This is a genomic window from Chryseobacterium sp. BIGb0232, assembly GCF_024810195.1.
GTDB lineage: Bacteria > Bacteroidota > Bacteroidia > Flavobacteriales > Weeksellaceae > Chryseobacterium > Chryseobacterium pennae.
This window is the reverse complement of record NZ_JANUEH010000004.1, coordinates 147,334-170,058: the sequence shown is the minus strand read 5'-3', so window position 1 is coordinate 170,058 and position 22,725 is coordinate 147,334. Positions and strand designations below refer to the sequence as shown.

22 protein-coding genes and 1 riboswitch are annotated in these 22,725 nt (G+C 35.9%); of the genes, 18 read left to right on the top strand and 4 right to left on the bottom strand.

Translation table 11 applies throughout. The features are described 5' to 3' along the window. Window positions 1-6: 6 nt before the first annotated feature. Genes M2372_RS12325 through M2372_RS12315 form a run of 3 tightly spaced genes read left to right on the top strand, consistent with a single transcriptional unit; the run spans window position 7 to window position 3,383 of the window. A complete protein-coding gene (locus M2372_RS12325) occupies window positions 7-912 on the top strand; it encodes a cation diffusion facilitator family transporter (protein WP_115967992.1) in 906 nt (301 codons plus the stop codon). 18 nt (window positions 913-930) lie between these two features. Further along, window positions 931-1,350 (top strand): Fur family transcriptional regulator, encoded by a 420-nt coding sequence (locus tag M2372_RS12320; RefSeq protein ID WP_115967991.1) that lies wholly within the window; start codon window positions 931-933, stop codon window positions 1,348-1,350. A gap of 44 nt (window positions 1,351-1,394) precedes the next feature. Continuing rightward, window positions 1,395-3,383 (top strand): heavy metal translocating P-type ATPase, encoded by a 1,989-nt coding sequence (locus M2372_RS12315; RefSeq protein WP_123320518.1) that lies wholly within the window; start codon window positions 1,395-1,397, stop codon window positions 3,381-3,383. 343 nt (window positions 3,384-3,726) lie between these two features. On the opposite strand, the gene M2372_RS12310 is transcribed toward M2372_RS12315, so the two are convergent. Next, the gene (locus tag M2372_RS12310) at window positions 3,727-4,254 is read right to left on the bottom strand and encodes a GNAT family N-acetyltransferase (protein WP_115967987.1); all 528 of its coding nucleotides are present in this window, start codon (window positions 4,252-4,254) and stop codon (window positions 3,727-3,729) included. Between the two features lie 446 nt (window positions 4,255-4,700). Between M2372_RS12310 and M2372_RS12305 the strand changes: the two genes are divergently transcribed. The 13 genes from M2372_RS12305 to M2372_RS12245 all read left to right on the top strand — a co-directional run bounded on the left by M2372_RS12305 (window position 4,701) and on the right by M2372_RS12245 (window position 19,614). Then, complete coding sequence (locus tag M2372_RS12305; protein ID WP_123320519.1) at window positions 4,701-5,063, top strand: hypothetical protein; 363 nt, start codon at window positions 4,701-4,703, stop codon at window positions 5,061-5,063. 181 nt (window positions 5,064-5,244) lie between these two features. Beyond that, the gene (locus M2372_RS12300; RefSeq protein ID WP_123320520.1) at window positions 5,245-5,517 is read left to right on the top strand and encodes a YHS domain-containing protein; all 273 of its coding nucleotides are present in this window, start codon (window positions 5,245-5,247) and stop codon (window positions 5,515-5,517) included. Next, window positions 5,504-6,178: an SCO family protein gene (locus tag M2372_RS12295; protein WP_123320521.1), complete on the top strand. Its 675-nt coding sequence runs from the start codon at window positions 5,504-5,506 to the stop codon at window positions 6,176-6,178. The genes M2372_RS12300 and M2372_RS12295 overlap by 14 nt, the downstream gene beginning before the upstream one ends. A 137-nt stretch (window positions 6,179-6,315) precedes the next feature. Next, window positions 6,316-6,990, top strand: a complete 675-nt coding sequence (locus M2372_RS12290) for a superoxide dismutase (protein WP_123320522.1) — start codon at window positions 6,316-6,318, stop codon at window positions 6,988-6,990. Window positions 6,991-6,993: 3 nt separating this feature from the next. After that, entirely contained in the window at window positions 6,994-7,365 is a 372-nt protein-coding gene (locus M2372_RS12285; RefSeq protein WP_123320523.1) for a hypothetical protein, read from the top strand. Window positions 7,366-7,604: 239 nt separating this feature from the next. Then, a complete protein-coding gene (locus M2372_RS12280) occupies window positions 7,605-8,528 on the top strand; it encodes a hypothetical protein (protein ID WP_123320524.1) in 924 nt (307 codons plus the stop codon). 4 nt (window positions 8,529-8,532) lie between these two features. Further along, a complete protein-coding gene (locus M2372_RS12275; protein WP_123320629.1) occupies window positions 8,533-10,512 on the top strand; it encodes a TonB-dependent siderophore receptor in 1,980 nt (659 codons plus the stop codon). Window positions 10,513-10,559: 47 nt separating this feature from the next. Beyond that, window positions 10,560-11,426 (top strand): MbnP family protein, encoded by an 867-nt coding sequence (locus tag M2372_RS12270; RefSeq protein ID WP_123320630.1) that lies wholly within the window; start codon window positions 10,560-10,562, stop codon window positions 11,424-11,426. Window positions 11,427-11,442: 16 nt separating this feature from the next. Then, entirely contained in the window at window positions 11,443-12,462 is a 1,020-nt protein-coding gene (locus M2372_RS12265) for a cytochrome-c peroxidase (RefSeq protein WP_123320631.1), read from the top strand. 130 nt (window positions 12,463-12,592) lie between these two features. Beyond that, a riboswitch (cobalamin riboswitch) is annotated at window positions 12,593-12,780 on the top strand. Between the two features lie 112 nt (window positions 12,781-12,892). Further along, complete coding sequence (locus M2372_RS12260) at window positions 12,893-14,935, top strand: TonB-dependent siderophore receptor (RefSeq protein ID WP_123320632.1); 2,043 nt, start codon at window positions 12,893-12,895, stop codon at window positions 14,933-14,935. Next, entirely contained in the window at window positions 14,932-16,068 is a 1,137-nt protein-coding gene (locus M2372_RS12255) for a YncE family protein (RefSeq protein ID WP_123320525.1), read from the top strand. Before M2372_RS12260 ends, M2372_RS12255 begins: the two co-directional genes overlap by 4 nt. A 15-nt stretch (window positions 16,069-16,083) precedes the next feature. Next, window positions 16,084-17,301 (top strand): cell surface protein, encoded by a 1,218-nt coding sequence (locus M2372_RS12250; protein ID WP_123320633.1) that lies wholly within the window; start codon window positions 16,084-16,086, stop codon window positions 17,299-17,301. Window positions 17,302-17,331: 30 nt separating this feature from the next. Next, window positions 17,332-19,614, top strand: a complete 2,283-nt coding sequence (locus M2372_RS12245; RefSeq protein WP_123320526.1) for a DUF5074 domain-containing protein — start codon at window positions 17,332-17,334, stop codon at window positions 19,612-19,614. A gap of 410 nt (window positions 19,615-20,024) precedes the next feature. Here the strand turns inward: M2372_RS12245 and M2372_RS12240 are convergent, their stop codons facing one another. Continuing rightward, window positions 20,025-20,243 (bottom strand): hypothetical protein, encoded by a 219-nt coding sequence (locus tag M2372_RS12240; RefSeq protein WP_123320527.1) that lies wholly within the window; start codon window positions 20,241-20,243, stop codon window positions 20,025-20,027. An 18-nt stretch (window positions 20,244-20,261) separates the two neighbouring features. On the opposite strand from M2372_RS12240, the gene M2372_RS12235 reads away from it, so the two are divergent. After that, entirely contained in the window at window positions 20,262-20,447 is a 186-nt protein-coding gene (locus tag M2372_RS12235) for a cytochrome c peroxidase (RefSeq protein ID WP_123320528.1), read from the top strand. Between the two features lie 3 nt (window positions 20,448-20,450). Here the strand turns inward: M2372_RS12235 and M2372_RS12230 are convergent, their stop codons facing one another. Continuing rightward, window positions 20,451-20,702 carry a hypothetical protein gene (locus M2372_RS12230; RefSeq protein WP_148060799.1) on the bottom strand — a complete coding sequence of 84 codons (252 nt, stop codon included), beginning with the start codon at window positions 20,700-20,702 and terminating at the stop codon, window positions 20,451-20,453. 65 nt (window positions 20,703-20,767) lie between these two features. Further along, window positions 20,768-21,085: a transposase gene (locus M2372_RS12225; protein ID WP_228455764.1), complete on the bottom strand. Its 318-nt coding sequence runs from the start codon at window positions 21,083-21,085 to the stop codon at window positions 20,768-20,770. 995 nt (window positions 21,086-22,080) lie between these two features. Between M2372_RS12225 and M2372_RS12220 the strand changes: the two genes are divergently transcribed. Then, window positions 22,081-22,593, top strand: a complete 513-nt coding sequence (locus tag M2372_RS12220; RefSeq protein ID WP_123320531.1) for a hypothetical protein — start codon at window positions 22,081-22,083, stop codon at window positions 22,591-22,593. The last annotated feature ends 132 nt before the right edge of the window (window positions 22,594-22,725 follow it).

The window sequence follows — 22,725 nt, the reverse complement described above, 5'->3', positions numbered from 1 at the left end:
CTTACAATGATGGAAGAAACAAAAACACAGATACAAACAACCTCCGCAGCCAGTAAGCATAAAAAGAACCTGCTGATTGTACTTGCTTTAAGCGGTACTTACCTTATTGCTGAAGTAATAGGAGGAATTGTTACCAATAGCCTTGCTTTATTAGCAGATGCAGCACACATGCTGACAGACGTAGTAGGATTGCTTTTGGCCTTTATTGCCATAAAAATTGGAGAAAGAAAAGCAGATCCCTCCAAAACATACGGATATTATCGCACTGAAATATTAGCAGCGGTCATTAATGCTGTTGTTTTATTGGGAATATCAATATATGTTTTAATTGAAGCTTACAAACGTTTTCAGGATCCACCGGAAGTACAAAGTACATCCATGCTGATTGTGGCCGGAATCGGATTATTGGTTAATGTTGTTGGTTTAATGATTTTAAGAAAAGATTCGGAAGCCAGTCTGAATATGAAAGGTGCTTATTTTGAAGTACTTTCAGATATGCTTACTTCCGTTGGTGTAATGATAGCCGGAGTTATTATGTTGACAACAGGTTGGTATTATGCTGACCCTTTGATTTCTGCTGCTATTGGATTATTGATTTTTCCAAGAACATGGAAATTACTGATGGAAGCCGTTCATATTTTGCTGGAAGGAACTCCAAAAGATGTAGACATTCAGGAGCTGCGTACATCGCTGGAGCAGACCCAGGGGGTAAAAAATGTTCATGATCTCCATGTATGGTCTCTTACCTCAAGTGTGAATGCTATGAGTGCCCACATCGTAAAAGATGAAGAGGCTAGCCAGAATCAGCTGTTGAAAACATTAACGGATAAAACGACTCAAAATTTTAAAATCAGTCACACTACTTTTCAGATTGAAGAAGAAGGATACGAAGAAAATGAAGTCCATCTGTAAAAAATTAAATTGTTACCAATGAAAAAAGATATAGAAAGTAAACTCATCGATAAAAATACCAAACCTACCAGTATGAGGATTTTGGTATATGATTTTTTGAGTTCTCAGGATGCAGCATTGTCTCTTTCAGAAATAGAAAATCATTTTGATAATGCTGATAGAATTACCATTTACAGAACATTAAAAACCTTTGAAGAAAAGGGTATTGTCCATAGTATTCAGGAGAACACCACTACAAAATACAAATTGTGTGAGGATGATTGTGATGAAAAAACACATAAAGACTGGCATCTCCATTTCTATTGTAAAATATGCAAACAGACGACCTGTAAAGAAGATATTTCCTTTCCGGAAAACATCCAAACGAATTTTCGTATCGATGAAATAAGACTCTTTGCTAAAGGAATCTGCGAAAACTGTCTTGAAAGTTTGCAATAGCATTGCATCAGTCTCACTATTAAATTTGTATAAAAATATCAGTTATGGAAAAATGCTGTAGTACAACCCAAGAAAAACCAAATACAAAAGGACATCCTCATAATCATTCAGAAGGAGATGGGCATAACCATGATCAGGATGACCATGGTCATTCTCACGATACCGGAGATCAGACTGTTTTTCAGATGTTTCTCCCGGCGATTATATCCTTTGCTCTGTTATTGTTAGGAATTACTTTTGATAATTATATAAAACCTTCATGGTTTACAGGCTGGGTACGTTTAGTCTGGTTTCTGGCAGCTTATATTCCTGTAGGACTTCCTGTAGTGAAAGACGCTTATAAAAGTATTATCAAAGGTGATGTGTTTTCAGAATTCTTTTTGATGAGTATTGCTACCATTGGTGCTTTTATCATCGGGGAATATCCTGAAGGAGTAGCAGTAATGCTTTTCTACGCAGTAGGAGAAGTATTTCAGACTATGGCAGTTTCAAGAGCCAAAGGAAATATAAAAGCTTTACTTGATCAGCGGCCTGATGAGGTAACGATTATGGAAAATAATCAGCCTAAAACGATAAAAGCTAAAGAGACCAAAGTAGGTGATGTTATCCAACTGAAGCCTGGTGAAAAACTGGCATTAGACGGAGAATTGCTTTCAGATTCTGCATCATTCAATACAGCAGCTTTAACCGGTGAAAGTAAACCGGATACTAAAAATAAAGGTGAAGTGGCATTGGCAGGGATGATCAATATGAACAGTATTGCCCTTGTAAAAGTAACGACGGCTTATGAAGATAGTAAATTAAGTAAGATATTGGAGCTGGTTCAGAATGCAACCGCCCAAAAAGCTCCTACTGAATTATTCATCAGAAAATTTGCGAAAGTATACACTCCAATTGTTGTATTTCTGGCCATAGGAATTACTTTCTTACCTTATTTCTTTGTTGGTGATTACCAGCTTAGAGATTGGTTGTACAGAGCGTTAATCTTCCTTGTGATTTCATGTCCTTGTGCATTGGTGATCTCTATTCCGCTAGGATACTTTGGAGGAATCGGAGCTGCCAGCAGAAACGGGATTTTGTTTAAAGGAAGTAACTTCCTGGATAGCATTGCAGAAATTCAGAATGTAGTGATGGATAAAACGGGAACCATGACGGAAGGAGTTTTCAAAGTTCAGGAAGTAAGTATTAATTCGGAATTTAATAAGGACGAAATCATGCAGCTGGTTAACCTGTTGGAAAGTAAAAGTACACACCCTGTAGCCACTGCCATACACAATTATGTAGGAGATATTAATTATTCCATTCCAATGGAGAATGTAGAAGAAATTGCCGGACATGGATTAAAGGCGACAGTGAATGGTAAAGAACTTCTGGTAGGGAATTTCAAATTAATGGATAAATTCAATATCAGCTATGATATCAACCATGCTAATATTGTGTATACCCTTATTGCTGTTGCGTATGATAAAAAATTTGCAGGGTATATCACTATCGCAGACAGTATTAAAGCAGACGCAAAAGAAACGGTAGATAATCTTCACAAAATGGGAGTAAAAGCGACCATGCTGAGTGGTGATAAAGGAACCGTAGTAAAATATGTAGCCGATCAATTGGGGATTGATAATGCATTCGGAGATCTTCTTCCGGAAGATAAAGTGAATAAAGTAAAAGAGATCAAAGCTAAAAATCAGACCGTAGCTTTCGTAGGAGATGGAGTGAATGATGCTCCGGTAGTAGCTTTAAGTGATGTTGGAATCGCGATGGGAGGTTTAGGAAGTGATGCTACCATTGAGACGGCAGATGTTGTTATTCAGGATGATAAACCAAGTAAAATCCCAATGGCAATCAATATCGGTAAACAAACGAAAAAGATTGTCTGGCAGAATATTATCCTTGCTTTTGCTGTAAAAGCTGTAGTTCTTGTACTGGGTGCCGGAGGTTTAGCAACGATGTGGGAAGCTGTATTTGCTGATGTGGGTGTTGCTTTGCTAGCGATCTTAAATGCCGTGAGAATTCAGAGAATGAAGTTTTAAAATTAAATAACGTACAACTATATTATATTAATGAAGGCTCTGCTGATTACGGCGGAGTCTTTTTTTTGAAAAGGGAACGCTTTAGAACATGAATTTTATTTTTTTTCTATGTGCCTGTGTGGTTAGAAAAAATTTAAACCACACAGGCACATAGGTTTTAAGCAAAATAAATTAATTCAAGCATTCGTGGCCATTAAATGTCCGGCATCCAATTTTATCGCAGATAAAATCTTTGCACCTTAAAACGTAATCTTTTAAAAATTCTTAGCGTCCTTGCGCATTCCAACAAAGCCAATAAAAAAGCCCTGCCGAGAAAACAACAGAGCTTAACAAGATTAAACTTTTATAAAGAACTAATTTTTTGTTTTGATAAGGCAAAGAAATCAAAGTCCTCTTTTCCGATACTGAATTGATGTTTCCCAACCTTGGTAAAACCGTTTTTATCATAAAACTGTAATGCTCTCTCATTGGAATTCAGAACGGATAACCAGATATACTTCTGATCAGAATTTTCAAAAGAAGTCATCAGTTCATCCATCAGCACCTTTCCTGCTTTTTTATCCAAAAACTCTTTAAGGACATAGATCTTTTGTAGCTGGGAGGCTGCATTGGAGCTAATAAAGTCAATAGGAGAATGTACTTTCAGTTTTGCATACCCAATCGGAAGTTCATTCCAAAAGGCAATCCAGAATTTATTATTAGGGTTCTGTATGCTGTTCCTGATTTTAGAAACACTGAAAGTCCGTTCAAAATAATCAAATAAGTCCTTTGGATCCCGGAAATGTTCCGAGAATGTTTCTGTGAAGGTTATCCTTCCTAGCAGGGCAATATGTTGAGCATCTTCTGCTGTAGCGGTTCTTACCTGGATCATGATATAGATTCTGAAACCTAAGAATCAAAGTTCGTAATAATATGACAATGATAACAGATACAGTTTTATTAAATTTATAGGGAACAGATTGTTCTAAATAGGTGAAAACTCTCGCGAATTTTGCTGATTACGCAGATTTTTATCCACGATCATCTGTGAAAATTTGTGTTATCTGTGGTTAATTATATTGCCACTAATTTGCGAATAAAATTAAAGTGTTATAAAATATAAGCCCAAAACAGACTTTTCTATGTGTGGTTAGTATTTTTAAACAACATAGAAATATAGATTTTATGTGCCTTAAAAACGTAATCCTGAAAACTCTCTGCGCCTTCGAATATTCCAAAAAAGATTTAGCAGCTCAAACAAAGCCATCAATGACATTCATCATAAATAGAACAGAAAACAGTTTTGAAGTAGTATATTTGTAATACAGAACTGAAGAGTTGAAGTTATTTATTTCCATATTTATCATTTTTACGGTTGCAATACGTCCCGTCTTGCCACTGGTAAACTATGCGGTAAATTATGATTATATTGTACAAAACCTTTGTGAAAACAGAGAAATCCCTCAATCTACCTGTAAAGGAAAATGTTATGTGGAAAAAGAGCTGGCAAAAACAGAAAGACAATCAAACAGTTCACAGACTGTAAAGATTGCCGGACTGGATGTTTTTATTTCCAATGAGATTCTTTTCTGTTCAAACAAAACAGAACCTGAGCCACTGGCTGAGGCTCCGGATTCAGATTACTTTGATTCCTATTCTTCAGATTATTTTTTCAGGATATTCCATCCTCCTTTAGCTTAGTTTTATATTAAACTAAGATTTTAGTTTTTGTCTAAAATACATATAAACAATTCATTGTAGGCTTAAATATAAAGTCTTGTAATAAGCTTGTATGCGAATTCAATGTGTCGTATAATTTATTTTGATGTATTGTTTAATCTCGTAATTTTATCAACAGTATTAATTTCAATTTATTATTAAAATGAAATCTCCAATTATTTTGATGGCTTTGCTGTCAATAACACTGTTTTCCTGTGCCAAAGAACCTCAGGTAAAACATACAAGTAAAATGGATTCTTCCGGAGAAAATATGAAGAATGTCCAAGTTGTGAATGAAGAAGATCCTATCTGCCATATGAAAACTGCAGGTTTTTTAAAAGATACTGCAGTGTATAAAAATAAAACATATGGTTTCTGCAGTTCTTATTGCAAAGATGAATTCAAGAAAAATCCTGCAAGCTATGCCCAAAAATAAGCAGAACAATAAGAGCAAGGTGATTATCCCGATTGCTGTTATTGCATTACTTTTCCTGGGAATAGGAATTGGGATGGGATATTTTAAAAAGAATCTTTATACGGTGATGAAAGTTCCTGATTTTGAACTTACCGATCAGAACGGTAAAAAAATTACCAATAAAGATATGCTGGGGAAAGTGTATCTGGTAGAGTTTTTTTACAGTAAATGTCCTACGATTTGTCCAGTGATGAATACGAATATGAAGGCGATTCAACATCAGATCAATAATCCTGAATTCGGAATCATTTCCATCAGTATTGACCCGGAAAATGATACGCCGGAAGCCTTAAAAGAACATGCACAAAGAATTGGAGCGAAATCTCCCAACTGGCATTTTCTTACTGGTGACAGAACGTATATCGGCAAACTTGCCGATCACTTCAATATCTATGTGGGAGAAAAGGAAGATGAGGCAGAAAGTCTTAACCACAGCGGGATGATTGCGTTAGTAGATGAAAAAGGAAATATCCGTTGCAGATACAATAAAGATAATATGCCGATCCTTTATTATTCAGGATTGAATTATGAAGATCCGGAGGGAAAAACGCCCAAATTAACCGGAAAATATCACCCGGATAGAGAAATTCTGATTGAAGACATTAAGAAGTTATTAGATTAGGAGGGAAGAAAGGAAGAGGGAAGCCGGAAGTACTTTTCGTTAAGTAATTCTATAGTTGTTTTTAAAATTTCAAGTACTTCCATCTTACAGCCTCCATCCTTCAAAAAAAATATTGTTAAACCATATAACAAAACATTATGAAGATTATGAAAATAGCTGCTTTAGGAGCAGTATTTGCGGCTCAGTTTACACTGGCTCAGTTTAAGCAAACCCCTTTACCGTATGCTTATAATGCATTGGAAGGATCAATAGATGCGCAGACTATGGAGATTCACTATTCAAAGCACGGAGCTGCGTACGCTGCCAATTTGAATAAGGCTATCGCCGGAACTCCACAGGAAAAAGAAACGTTGATTAAGATCCTTTCTGAAACGTCGAAGTTAAGTCCTGCGGTAAGAAATAATGCAGGCGGGCACTACAACCATGAACTTTTCTGGACTATCCTTACTCCGGAGAAGAATACTCAGCCTTCTGCAAAATTAGCAAAGGCAATTAGTGAAACATTCGGAAGCATGGATGCTTTTAAAGAAAAAATGAGCAAAGCTGGTGCAGATCGTTTCGGATCAGGATGGGCTTGGCTTTCTGTGGATAAAAACGGAAAACTATTCGTTTCTTCTACGCCTAATCAGGACAATCCTTTGATGGATATCGTAGAAGAAAAAGGAACTCCTATCCTGGGAATAGATGTTTGGGAGCATGCTTACTACCTGAAATATCAGAACAAGAGAGCAGATTATCTTTCAGCGATCTGGAATGTGCTGAACTGGAAAGAAGTCAGCAAAAGATATGATGGGGCTTTAAGCAAAAAATAATTAATGAAATACATTTACAGCATACTTTTTATAGGCTATATGGTGTTCAGACCTCTGATACCACTGGCTGAGTATGCTGTAAATTATGATTATATCGTTAATACTCTTTGTGTCAATAAAACTAAGCCGGAACTCCATTGTAACGGAAAATGTTACCTGAGTAAAGAGCTTGCAAAAGCCAATAATGAGACAGAATCCACTCCTTTCAATAAAATAAAAAACTCAGGACAGAAAATTCTTGATATCTATACACTTCCTGAGATTACAGAGGTTACCCTCCCTGGAAAAATTATACTTTCCAATTTCAACTTTATCTATGAAACAGCTTATTCTTTTCTGTTTCTGAATCACATTTTCAAACCACCGGTTTTTTAAGTGTTATCTATAAAATACTACCACAAAAGTTTATTTAAGAATGTTTAAGTAAGCTAAAATATTTATGGGCGAAAAGTTCACAAAACTTGAAAATATTTGATTTTCAAAAAAGCTTAGGTATACTTCTAAACGGTTTATTGATCAGCTTTAAAAATCTTTTGTGCCTTTTGTGGTAAAAAATATTGGATGTTTCTGCATTCAATGTATATCTATTGTATTTACCAACTAAAAAATCAATAATGAAAATATATCAACTTTTCATAGTGAGTTTGCTGTTCATGGTTATTTCCTGTACCCTCGAAAAAACGGATTATGAAAGCGAAATCAATACAGCCGTTCCGGAACACTATGAGTTTAAAGAAGCAACGGCTATCAATAAAGATCAATATAAAATAAGCATTGAGACTTTAAACGGAACATTTTACCATGGGTATAATGAAATCAGAGTAAAGGTTATCAATACTCAGACTAATGAAAATATCAATGCTTCGAGCATTACTTTTTTACCCATCATGACGAAAGCTGATGGAAGTAAGACGTCATGTCCCTATCAATACACTTTGGATTACAAACCGGATGGTAAATACTATTCAGGGTATTCTGTATTTACGGATAAAAGCAATTCTGTAATAAGCTGGAAACTTTATATGAGTTTCAAAGTGAAAGAGGTAACATATACGGTAAATAAAGATATTGCGGTAAATGAGCAAGGCAATAAGAATCTTAATATGACTTCGTTTACAGGAAATGATGGCGGGCAATATTATATTGCACTTATTGCCCCTCAAAAACCTAAAGTGGCGGAAAACAAATTAGTAGCAGGAATTTATAAATATAATAAACCTACTATTCCTGCCGGAAATTTTCCTGATCCTTCACAGTTTTCATACTCGGAGGTAAAAGGATATACGCTGCAATTGGATCCGAGAATGCCGGAACCATCGATGGGGAATCATTCCTCTCCTAATAATCAGGATTTAATACAAGGGGATGACGGACTGTATCATGGTATTGTCAACTATACAATGACAGGAAACTGGACCTTAAATTTTATCATGCTGAATCAAAATGGCAAGATCATTAAGGGAACTAAGGTTTCAACAGATTTTACACCAGGCGTTCAGGGAACCAAAAGTGAACTGTTTATTGATACTTTATTCTGATTTTATGAAGCAGTTCGGAATTATATTGATCTTTTTGGGAGTGACAATCAATGCACAACACCAAAAAGTAAAAAAAGACAGTATTGCCCATTTAGCTGAGGTAAAAGTAAAAAGCAATAAAAAGAAGATTGAAACGGATATGAAAATGGCTGTTTCAGTGGATGAATTTCTGGCATCTTCTGATAAAATAAGCTTTATAAAACGGGGTGCATATGCATGGGAACCTTTACTCAATAATATGAGTACGGAAAGATCTGTCATTACCCTTGATGGAATGCGCATCTTTGGAGCCTGTACTGATAAAATGGATCCTGTTACCTCGTATATGGAAAGCAATAATCTTTCAGGGATAGATATAAAATCAGGTCAGGAAGGGAGTTCACACGGAGCAACAGTAGCCGGAAGTATTGATCTGAAAAGAAAAAGTACCTCTTTTGGTCTTGAAAAAAAATGGAATGGAACTTATCAGACAGGTTTTGAATTCAATAATAAACAGTTTTTCAATCTTGGAAATATTTCCTATTCCGGGAAAAAGCTTGTGGTAGATGGGAGTATCTCATTCCGGAAAGCTGGTAATTATTATGACGGAAACGATGCCGAAGTGAATCACTCTCAATATAATAAGTTCAATACCGGAATTGGAATAGCTTACAAAGCAAGTCCTTTATCTTCAATTAAAGTGGATGCTATTTTTGATATGGCAAAAAATGTCGGATTTCCCGCACTACCAATGGATTTATGGCTTTCTAGGGCAGTGATTACTTCAGCGTCTTACAGGCAATTGTTTAAAGAAGGATTAATAAAATCCTGGGATACAAAAATCTATTTCAATACCATTGAACATTATATGGATGATACCAACCGCCCTGAAAATCTGGTACACATGGATATGCCGGGCTGGAGTACTACCTATGGTTTGGTTTCTTCAATGAACCTCACTAAGGAAAGGTATACCTCAGACATAGAGATCAATGCCTACAATAATACATCTATTGCAGAAATGCGGATGTATCCGCAGGATAGAAAGAACAGAACTATGTTTGCTTATAGCTGGCCTTGGGTGACTACCCGTTTTGCCAGCCTTTCGATGAATAATAAATGGGATATCTCAGATAAAAGCCGGTTGAGTTTCGGAGGATCATTAGGACTGAATTATAATGAGTCTAAATATGTCGAATTTAACTGGATCTTCCATCCGGGAGCATCACAGCAAAAAACAAGAATTCTTCCCAGTTTACATGCAGGTTACCAATTTACCAATAATCATTTTAATTTTTCTGTAGGAACTGGTTACGGGCACAGAGCACCTTCCGTTTCAGAAGGATATGGATATTATATTTACAACAGCTTTGACCGCTATGACTATATTGGAAACCCTGATTTAAAAAATGAAATTTCTTACGAAACCAATGCCAGTACAGGTTTTAAAAATGAAAAAATGAGTATTGAAGCCAAAGTAAATTACTTCTATATTCAGAATTATATTATCGGAAAAATTTTAAGTATGGGAAGTCCCATGAATTATCAATCCGTAGGAGTGAAGGCTTATACTTCACTGGATCATGCGACCCTCTTTAATATGTCTCTGAATGCAAATTATAGCATTATCCCGGATTTACATTGGAAAGGAACGATAACATATGCAAGAGGAAGGGATGATAAAGGAAAAAATCTGCCTTTCATCCGCCCTTTAAGCTATCTGACCTCATTACATTATACCCATGGGAATTTTGGAATTCAGACCTCTGTAAATGGAGATTTTATCCAGCTCAATTACAGTCCGGAATATGGTGAAGATCAGACGCCGGCATATACCATATGGAACTTTTCCATGGATTATACTTTCAGAATCAAAAAACTTAGAACCGTTTTTCAGGTAGGAGCCGAAAACCTGTTAAACAAATATTACAGCACCTATGCAGACTGGGGAAACATCCCAAGAATGGGGCGCAATATTTATACGTCTTTAAAATTCAACTTTTAAAGATGACAAAAACTTTAATTAAAACAACAACAACTAAAATTTTTAAAATGCAAAACTTAAAACAATATCTACTATTATCCGCTTTTTCTTTAGGTGTAATTTCTTGCCAAAACAGTGATGATAATCCTGTTGCCAATAATGTTACCCTTGAATTCAAGAATACGTTTAGAAATGAAACGATTGTTCTCGGAGGTGCCACTTCAAGTACAGCCACTATCAATACTTCAGCAGAAGGACAAGTTCATCATTTTTCAGAATTGAAATATGTGATCAGTAATATTCGTCTGGTAAAAGCAGATGGTAATGAAGTTCCTTATAAAGTCAATGATCTGGATCAGGGTGCTACAGTGATTGATCAATCAAAACCGGAAACGCTTCGTTATTTGCTGAGTAATATCCCTGCCGGAGAGTATAAAAAGATCAAATTCGGATTAGGAGTAAAAAAAGACCTGAATGTTTTGGATCAGGTGAGATTTCCAAAGTTCTATGCCACTGCAGGTTCTAACGATACCCAAATGATGTGGGAATGGGGAGCAGGGTATCGTTTTACAAAAATCGAAGGTTTTTATGGAGTAGATAACAAACAGATGTCTATCCACACTGGGAGCACAATAAAAGGATCAGAAGGTAATTTCACTCAGGGAGTAGATGCATACAGAGAGGTTACTTTAAATCTTCCTGACAATGCCATAGTGGATAACAAAGCTCCTAAAATTATTATTAAAGCAGATTTTGATAAGTTGTTGACGGGTAAAATCAATACGATTGTATTGGTTATCGGAACAGGATCAGATGGGAATGCCACTCCGAATATTCATACTGCTAACCAAATGGTAAAATTTGTTGATAACCTTGGTGGAAATGGTTCAAGTGATATTTCCGGAATGTTTTCAGTGAGTGGTGTTGAAAACTAGACTCTTCTCTGCTGCAATGAAAAAAGGATTAAGTTTTTTAGCCATTATCATTCTGTTAATATCTTGTAATAATGATCGTTACGAACCTATTTCTGACGATAATCCACAGGTCTTGCTCAATATTCCGTCTGGGTTTCCGGAACTAAACAATTCGGTGAACTCTAATAAACCTACAAAATATGGAGTAGAATTAGGGGAGAAATTATTTAATGAGAAAAGGTTAAGTGCAGATAATACTATTTCCTGTTCCAGCTGTCATATTCAGGGAAATGCTTTTGCAGATCATAATGCACAAGGAATAGGAATTCAGAATAGAGTAGGGTTGCGAAATGTACCAGCGGTCCAGAATATGTTGTTTATGAAGTTTTATAATTGGGATGGCAATATCCTTCAATTGGAAAATCAACCCTTGGTTCCTATTATCACTCATGAAGAAATGGGCTCTTCTATTCTGGAAGTGATAGGGAAAATAAGGGATGATATGATGTATAAAGATTTATTCAGAAAAGCTTTTGGAGATGAAGCCATTACTGCTGAAAGGATTTATAAGAGTATTGCACAGTATGAGTACACCCTGATTTCTGCCAATAGCAAATATGATAAGGTAAAAAGAAAAGAAGGAGAAACTTTCACGGAAAATGAAGCTCTGGGATATCAGACTTTTCAACAGAAATGTGCGGGTTGTCATAATACAGAGTTGTTTACTGATCAGAGTTTCAGGAATATTGGGTTTCCTGTAAATCCGGATACCAATGAAGCCGGCCGTGGAAGGGTTACGGGTATTCCGGCAGATTATATGAGTTTTCGGGTTCCTTCTTTAAGAAATGTAGAATATACAGCACCTTATGGAAGTTATGGACAGTTCCCAACATTAAGGGCAGTCCTTGATTATTTTGACAAAGGTGTTTTATCTGCAGATAACCTTGATCCTGTTTTTAAAAATAATGGAAACAGAATTCCTCTCTCGGAGCAGGAAAAGACAAATCTTATCCTGTTTATGAAAACGCTTAGTGATCGTGAATTTGTAAAAAAATAATCACAGGTAAAAACAGAAAAACTCAACAAAAATTGATTGCTTAAATCCCGTTACAATGTAGCGGGATTTTTCATGTTTACTAATTGATAATCATTTTATTCTGCATGCCATCGTATCTGGTGAGAATTTTATATCTTTGCCGGAATTTGGTGAGCCATAATAAGCTCTTAAAAGGGAATCCGGTGAAAATCCGGAACAGACCCGCTGCTGTAAGCTCCGCACCAAAGTTTTTGAAGAATAGATCCACTGTTTTTAGGAATGGGAAGGATTTCAAAAACGGAGTAAGTCAGAAGACCTGCCAGAAATAATAAACGTTTGACGCTTTCGTGGAATAAAGCTTAGGACAACAATGATTCTGTGCAGTAACAGCTGTGCTTTGTCGTTGCTTTTCTTATATCCATTAGCGTCATCATGATCCATGAATGAGCTAATGATAGCAAAACTAAGTACATTTCAATTCCATAAAACTGTTTTCACGGTATTCGTGTTAACCTCTCAGATTCTGTTTTCTCAAACCAGAAAAAAAGACAGTATCAAAGGAGAAGTCATAAAGACTGTCAATATTTACAAAAAGAATTTTAAAGAAATCCTTCCGGCTCAGGTCTTACAGGGGGAAGAACTGGAAAGGCTCAACAGTCATTCTGTTGCTGATGCCTTACGCTATTTCTCCGGAGTTCAGATTAAAGATTACGGTGGAATGGGTGGTTTGAAGACGGTTAATATCCGAAGTATGGGAAGCCAGCATGTAGGTGTTTTCTATGATGGAATCCAGCTGGGAAATGCTCAGAACGGAGTGGTCGATTTGGGAAGATATTCTCTGGATGATCTGGAAGAGATCTCGTTGTACAATGGTCAGAAAAGTGAAATTTTTCAACCGGCAAAAGACTTCGGATCGTCAGGATCTATTTATTTACAACCCAAAACGCCGGTATTCACAGGAAACAGGAAAACCAATCTTCTGATAAGAGCAAAAAGTGCTTCTATTGATTTATTTAATCCTTCTTTTCGCTTAGAGCAAAAGATTTCAAAAAGAGTTTCAGCAAGCGTAAGTGCAGAATTTCTCCAAAGTGATGGGCTTTACAAGTTCCACTATAGCAGGAAATATCCTAATGGAGTTACTGCTTCTGATACCATTTCTAAAAGATATGATTCCGACATTAAAGCAAAGCGCTTTGAAACCGCTATTAATGGAACTTTAAATAACGGAAGCTGGAATATACGTGGGTATGGTTATATTTCAAACCGTGGTATTCCGGCGCCCATTGTGAAGAACCGTTTTAAGGCAAGAGGAGCAAGAATGCTTGATGAAAATTATTTTGTTCAGGCCAATTTCAGGAAAAAGCTGTTTCCTAAGCTTGAAACTCAGCTGAAGGCAAAGTTTGCTTACGATTACACTTATTTTAACGATACGGTATTGTCTCAGTCTGCGATGCCCGCTATCAATACCTATATTCAACGGGAGGTTTATCTTTCCTCTTCCAATGTATACTCCATTACTCCTAATTGGGATGTCAGTCTGAATGGAGATTTTCAGTACAATAATCTGGATGCTAATTTGTATAATTTTTCATATCCTACCCGCTATACTACGCTTGTAGCTTTAGCTTCTACCTATCAATGGAACAGATTTAAGTTTTTAGGAAGCCTTTTAGGGACATTTACCTTTGAGGAAGTAAAAATGAATAAGCGCCCTGATGACAGGAGAGAATGGACACCCGCTTTCTTTATGAGCTATCAGCCGGAAGCAATACCAGAGCTGACCCTCAGAGCTTTTTATAAAAATATTTTCAGATTACCAACCTTTAATGACCTGTATTATACGAGTGTTGGAAATACGTATTTGCAACCTGAGTTTACTCATCAGTATGATGTGGGATTTACCTATCAGAAAAGGTATGATCATTCCCTATTTAAAGGTCTTTATGTAAAAGTAGACGGATATTACAATAGAGTAAAAGATAAAATTGTTGCTGTACCTACCACTAATATGTTTCGTTGGATGATGGTGAACCTTGGGAAGGTTGAAATCATTGGAGCAGATGTAAACGTACAGGCTGAAATGATGTTAGGGAATGTGAAAATTAGACCATTATTATCGTATACCTATCAGAAGGCTCAGGACATAACAAACAATGCCGGAGAGAAAGAAACTTATTATGGAGAGCAGATCCCTTATACACCATGGCATAGCGGATCCTTTACCCTAATGGCTGATTATAAAGACTGGAGCTTCAATTACAGTACAATCTATGTAGGAAAAAGATATGATGGGCAGCTGGATAATATTCAGTATAATTTTATTCAGCCTTGGTATACCCACGATCTTTCTATTCAGAGAAAACTGAGCCTGGCCGGACATCCTTTTAAAATCAATCTGGAAATGAATAATGTTTTTAACCAGTATTATGATGTGGTACTCAACTATCCTATGCCGGGAAGAAACTTCAGACTCACTTTAAACTTTAATTTATGAAAAAGCTAAATATTTGTTTTCTGTTTTTGACATTGATTGCGCTTGTTTCCTGCCGCACCGATGATGTCATTATTCCTATGGAAGTAGTGGAAGGGCTTAACCCTGTTGAGAATACAGCAATAAAAGGATTCTATGTATTGAATGAAGGAAATATGGGAAGCAATAAATGCACCCTTGATTTTTTTGATTACACCAAAGGAACCTATTTCAGAAATATCTATTCCGAGATCAATCCAAATGTTTTAAAAGAACTGGGTGATGTAGGAAATGATATTAAAATCTATGGCAGTAAGCTCTACATTGTGGTGAATGTTTCCAATACCATCGAAGTGCTGGATGCGAAGACAGCCAAACATATCAAATCTATTTATTTACAGAATTGCAGATACATGACCTTTAAAGGTGGGAAAGCCTATGCCAGCAGCTATGCTGGTCCTGTGGATATCAATCCGTTAGCACCTAAAGGAAAAGTTGCAGAAATAGATACGGTATCGCTGACTGTTCAGCGTACAGCAACAGTAGGATATCAACCTGAAGAAATGGAAATTGTGGGTAATCAATTATTTGTTGCCAATTCCGGAGGATATATGGTTCCAAATTATGACAGAACTGTTTCAGTAATTGATCTGAACACTTTTACAGAAAAGAAAAAAATTGATGTAGCCATCAACCTTCACCGTCTTAAAAAAGACAATTACGGAGATCTGTATGTAAGTTCAAGAGGAGATTATTACAACGTTCCTTCCAATTTATATCTAGTGGATGCAGCAACCGGAGTGATCAAGAAAGACTTTCATATTGCCGTTAGTGAAATGACCATCGTAAATGATAAACTGTATTATTACGGAAATGAATTCAATTACAATACTCACGCGTATGTAAAAACATTTGGAATCATAGATGTAAAGACCGAGCAGGTTATTTCCAACAGGATTATTGATAAGGAGTATGAAACAATCATTAAAACGCCTTACGGAATAGCAGTAAACCCAATTACCGAAGATATTTATATGACAGATGCCAGAAACTATGTGTCCATGGGATTTGTATACTGTTTTGATAAAAACGGACATTTTAAATGGAAGACTGAAGGCGGAAATATCCCTGCCCATTTTGCCTTTTTATATAATTAAATGAAACTGATCAACATGAATAAAAAAACAATTAATTATTTAACAGCCGGGTTTTTATCCCTTCTGTTTGTAGGAATGATTGCATCTTGTCAACATGATGATGAGGTTGCAGCACCTATCGATCCGGAAGTAATACCTCCAACGTTTAAAGGATTAGATACTGCTTATACCATTGAACGCTTCAGAGTATTGAGTATTCCTACGAATATTTCAGGAAACATCACCTGGAGCATTAATGATTCCATCATTTCCCAGAATTCAGAACTGGAATTTATCAGCACCAAGACCGCTATTTATCCTTTAACATTAAAAGTAGGAACTGATAAAGTATTTCATTCTAAAATCAAAGTGACTAAGGAAGCAGGAACGCTAAGTAAATATATTTCTAAAGTATTTGACTTTCGTCCGGCTGTAGGACAGTTTATGAATGAAATTCCTGAATTCGATCAGGGAAATACAACCGCAGATATGATCAAAAAAGCCAATAACTATCTGGTAGGATCTAATTCCTCTATGGTAAGTCTTGGAGGTTTTGGAGGATATGTCGTATTTGGTTTTGACCATACCATTCCCAATATGGAAGGAAGAGATTTTAAGGTCTTAGGAAATGCATTTTTTGGAAACTCTGCCAATGATCCCCGCTCAGGAAGCTGTGAGCCGGGAATTATTATGGTAGCTTATGATAAAAATAAAAACGGAAAGCCTGATGATGATGAATGGTATGAAATTGCCGGAAGTGAATATTTTAAAAATACAACCACCAAAAATTACAGTATTACCTATTTCAAACCCAATGAAAATAAGACACCTGTTCCTGGAAATGATTCTTGGCAAACCGATATAGAATATATTAAATGGCAGGATAACCAGGGGAACACGGGATTTAAAACAAGAAATACTTTCCACTCACAAAGTTATTATCCTTTATGGTTTTCAGATGCCTCTTACGGGTTTACAGGAACAAGACTTAAAGATAATTTTTACGACCAAAGCGGAGCCGGGAACTATTGGGTAGGAAAATCCTACGAATTCGGATATGCAGATAATGCCCCCAATAATGATGAGGCTTCCAATATTGATATTTCATGGGCCGTTGACAGAAACGGAAAATACGTAAAACTGCCGGGAATTGATTTCGTAAAAGTATATACAGGAATAAACCAGGAAGCTGGTTGGCTGGGAGAAGTTTCTACAGAAGTGGCAGGAGCCTACGATTTGCATTTAAAAAAATAACGAACATAAAATATATTTAAATCAATAAAAATGAAAAAGTTTTACCTTTTTATCCTACTTTTTCTGTTTGCATTTTTCACGAATGCTCAGATAAAAGTACAGGGTGTACCGCGAAATGATATTTCGGGGAATAACCTTTCGAATACCATCAACAAGAATGCTGCAACGAACATCAGTTTTTCTGATATTCAGTATTGGGTGGGAACAGGTTCTAACCAGGCTGCATTCGTAGTACAGTGGAATGACAGTAAAAACCCGGATGCTTTGGTATGGGGATTCAGATGGGATGGTAATGCGACAGGTGAAGATATGCTTAAAGCCATTGCAAAGACAGACAAAAGATTCTTTACATTGCTTTATCAGGGGACTCAGTTCGGAACTGCAATAGGAGGATTGGGATTTGATTTGAATGGACAGGATTCTAACGCATTGATTAAAAGCGGTAATGCGACTTACCCTCTGTATCCTATTGATGGTATTGTAAATACAGCAGCGTATGATTTTGATGATTATTTAGCAAAAGATATCAACGATCATTGGAAATCAGGTTGGTATAATGGATTTTGGTCTTATTGGGTGAAAAATCCAGCTGATGCTGACTTCGGGTTTTCTGGTGTAGGAGCTTCCTCCCGTGCTTTAGAAAATGGATCGTGGGATGTTTGGAATTACAGCCCGGATTTTCAAACACCCGCAATATCTTCCACTCTTACACCGGTTTCCCCTTATGTAAGTTCTACCAACTTTACCAACGGATTCTTTATGGTGAATGAAGAATGGTTCGGGCACACTAATGGTTCCGTAAACTTTATAGATAATAACGGATCAATCAATTACCGTGTTTACAGCAATGCAAACAATAACAATGCTTTCGGAGCCACTACTCAATATGGAACCATCTACGGAGATAAATTTTATTTTGTATCCAAGCAGGCAGCTGATGGAGGAGATACCCAGTATACACCTGGAGGCAGATTGGTAATTGCCAATGCACAGACGATGCAGAAAATTGCAACATTTAACAATATTGGAGGTGGAGACGGAAGATCATTCTTAGGTGTAAATGAGACCAAAGGATATATTGGAGCGTCTAATGGTATTTTCTTATTTGATATTGCAAACCTACAGGTTGGTAATATGATTGCAACAACTGGTGGCGGAAGTCAGTATGCCGGACAGATCGGAAATATGATTCGTACTTCAAAATATGTTTTTGCCATAAAGCAGTCAACAGGAATTTTAGTGATTGACCCAATTACAGATACAGTTGTCAATACTATTGCAGGTCCTTTTATTTCTGTTACTCAGGCGAAGGATGGAAGTATCTGGGCGATTCAGAGCCAGAAACTGGCCAATATTAATCCAACAACACTTGCTGTACAGTATTATAATATTCCAACTACAAAATATTCTGACTCGTGGGGAGCATGGAATGCAGGAAGTTTTACAGCTAGCAATACGGAAAACTCATTATATTGGATCAAAGCCGGATCAGGATTTAACGCGGGTAACCAGATTGTAAGATTTGATGTTAATACAAAAGCATTCAACGAAAGTTTTATTACGTTGCCGGGACAAACCGGAACTTATAAACAAATTCCTTATGGTGCAGCACTTCGTGTAAATCCGGCTACAGGAAACCTTATCCTGAATACTACAGAAAGCGGATCCTCAATACACTTCATGAAGAACTGGATTCATACATTTGATGGAAATGGTAACCTTATTAATACGAAAATATTAAATGATTACTATTGGTTCCCTTCATTGGCTGTATTTCCGGATAATACAGCTCCGGTAGTAAGCAATACATTTCCGTCACAGGTTACCGCGACTGGTATTACCACAATTGATCTGAAAACAATGGTTTCCGATGAAGACAGTTTTGGATCATCTATTGTAAAAACAATCAAATCAAACACGAATCCATCAGTAGTGTCAGCGGAAATTAATGCCAATGAAGAATTAGTGCTTACTCCAATAGGTTCAGGAACAACAGATATTGTAATCAGCTTTAATTCTAACGGTAAAGTGGTGGAAAAAATACTTAAGGTAAACAGTATTACCTCTACACTGGCAACAGCAGAGGTGAAGAAACTGGAATTCGGTATTTATCCCAACCCTGTTACAGACATTTTATATATCAAAACGCAGGAAAAAGTGGTAAATGTTTCTATTTATGATGTTTCAGGTAAACTGATCAATACTCAGTTTAACAACGGACAGGTAAATGTAAGCATCTTACCAAAAGGAATGTACATTCTAAAAGCTACAACTGAGAAAGCAGTATATCAGCAAAAACTAATTAAAAATTAATTTTAGCATAGCTAATTTTTGTTTCACTCTGACCCGGCCAGGAATTGGCCGGGTTTTTTTATAGAAACGTTGCGTATTTTATTTGGCGTTGTCAGAAAAAGATGAAAGTCTTATGTTTTTTGTACTAAAATTGACAAAGAAGGAATGATCGAAATACAGGAGCTGCGCCCTTTTAGTTATTGAGGTTGTAGGATGCATGTAGAGTATTCGGAGTATCATGGATATTACAACTGTTGTATATAAGGTGTACGTGTATTTTTGGCGTTTGAGCGATGGGAAATATATTTTTGTTTAAAATCAAACCAAATGGAAAACAAAAGAAATTATTTATTATCCCTTGATATTCTTTGCGAATGTTTTGTTCTATCAGGTAGGTCTAGGTAGGGCCAACCCCAGGGGTGCGTTAGACATCAATTAAAGAAACCACCAATAAATGGGGTTGGTTTTCCTACCAATGCAGATCGTAAAAACATGATCAATTCAAAAGAAGGAGAGTCTGTTGTAGGAACAATTATATATGATTCCACATTAAGTTGTGTAAGAATATATAAACCTACAGGATGGCCAAACTTCCTTTGTTGCCAATGTGGTCCTACACCAGGCTCAGGTTTTACTTTAGACTGTTCCACCGGCGCTTTTAGTGGAGTATGCCCATAGAATATGGAGTAGAGTTGGGAGAAAAATTATTTCAGGATAAAAGATTGAGCGTAGATAATACCATTGTCTGTTCCGGCTTCCATATTCAAGGGAACGCTTTTGCGAATACTAATGTTCAGAGATTAGATATTCATAATCAAGTAGGTTTACAGAATGCACTGGCATCCAGAACATGATGCTTATGAAGATTTTATAATTGGGACGGGAATATCCTTCAATAGGAAAACCTGCCACTGGTTTCTATTATCACTATTGAAGAAATTGGGCTTTCTATTTTGATGTGATTGGTAAACACTATCAAAACCTGAATCAGCATTGATAAACAGGTCTTTATATTCTATTTCTGCGTGATTCAAATAATATATAATTTCTTCAAGAACATTTTCTATTTCATATAAATCATGATGCTCTCCACTTTTTGGGGTTCTCATTGAAAGCATTTGTCCCTGATTATTACAGATAAAAACAATGTTAGCCGTTTTACACTTCTTCCTACCTAGATAACCAACCCTTCTCCTCCCATTCTACTTCTGGTATGACTTCCATCAAGCTGGAGACTTGACAGGTCTAAAGCGCTTTTGTTACTGTACAAAAGATGAATCCAAATTCTCCTGAAAGAACCACCCTTGCTCCATTTATTGAAATAATAATTGATGCTTTGCCAGCTTATTTTTTCTCTTCCAAAATATTCTTTCAACCTCAATTCCCGCCATTGGCAACCTGTTTTCAATCGTTTTATTATTAGACACATAACCTGGGTTAAATCAAATTTTGTGGTAAATGCCCGTTTCCCTCTGCTTAAATGAGGTGAAATCCATTTCTCTATTTTATCTTTTCTTATGAGTTCCAGATTGTTATTTGTTTAAATTGCAATTCAAAATTGCTGATTTTCTCGGAACTCTTTTTATCTCTAAATAAGTTTAAACAACTTCAATAGCAAGTAAGATAAAGTAAAGCGAAATTAGGGAGTGGTTTTTATAGAAAACGAAAACAAGGTTATCTTACTTTTAAACAGAAATGTATAATGTGTCATAACACAGAGTTTTTAACTGATCAAAGCTTCAGAAATGTTGGATCCATATAAACTTAAATACCAATAATAAAGTCGTACCAGAAGAGTTACAACGAATAGTAAGATTGTATAGACTTTAGGATTTCTCTTTAATTAAGTGTGTAATTTACAGCTTCTTATGGGAATTTCGGACAATTTCCTGCTTTAATATTCATTATTGATTATTTTGATAAAGATATTTCGAATACAGATGACCTTGATCTTTTTTTTAAAATAACAATAAAAGAATACTGCTTACCGGAAAAGAAAGATTAATCTTATTTTGTTCATGAAAATTCATAGTAATTCAAAATTAGTTATTGGATAACTGTTGTTTTGGGATGAAATAAGTAAGTAGAACAATGGGTTAATGGCTGTTATATTGTAAAAATAATTACGAATGAAATGATCAGTCAGTTAGTAATACCTGAAAATTATTCAAAAAATCTAGTACTTTTTTGGGTTTAAACGATTTTTTTTGAACGATAATAAGTTGATTTTATTTATGAAATCTTGGAAAAATGGTGAAAAAATAAATCAATATAATTGGATTTAATGCTATTGAGTGTCCATAATTATTTTGATTTTATCCTTTATTTATTGACTTTGTAGTATTGGTGTAGTGTTGAGAAATGCATTATAAACATTGATAACGATGTATGTATGTAGTGTGTGTATTTTTGGAATATTAGGCGCATGGTATGTAATTTCGCAAAAACATAAATTTAAAAGTTTATTTATTGTTAAATAACACAAATATGAAGAAGATACTTTTATTTTCCAATTTATTAGCTTCCATTGTAGCCTTCGGCCAAGTAGGAGTTAATACAAAAGATCCCAAAGCTATGCTTGATATTAAAGGGATGAATTATGATCCTGATGGAACATCAAATGATAACGGAAAGGCTACATTGAGGGTAGATGGAAGTTCAAACCACTCTTTAGATATTGGTACGCTTTCTAAGTCTCCTTTTGGTTCATACATTCAATCCCTTGATAAATCAAGTAACAAAGGACTTCCTCTTGTGCTGAACTCTAATGGAGGTAGTATAGGTATAGGGACAACAAGTCCCAGAGGTGCTTTAGATATCAATAAAGGAACTACAAATACCATGGGGTTGGTCTTACCTACGAATCAGAATTCCTCGAATATCATCAATCCACAGGGAGGATCTGTTGCAATAGGTACTATAATATATGATACCACTTCAGACTGTATAAAAGTATTTAAGTCTACAGGCTGGTCACAATGTCTGTGTACAACGCCTTAAAATTAATTGATTTATCAGATCAATTTAAAATAATAAAATTTTCTTTCATGGCAGAAAAGGATATTCATATTTTTTATATGAATCCATTATCAGTTATGTTGATCAATTTTGAGTTTTGAGCTTCCCTTTACT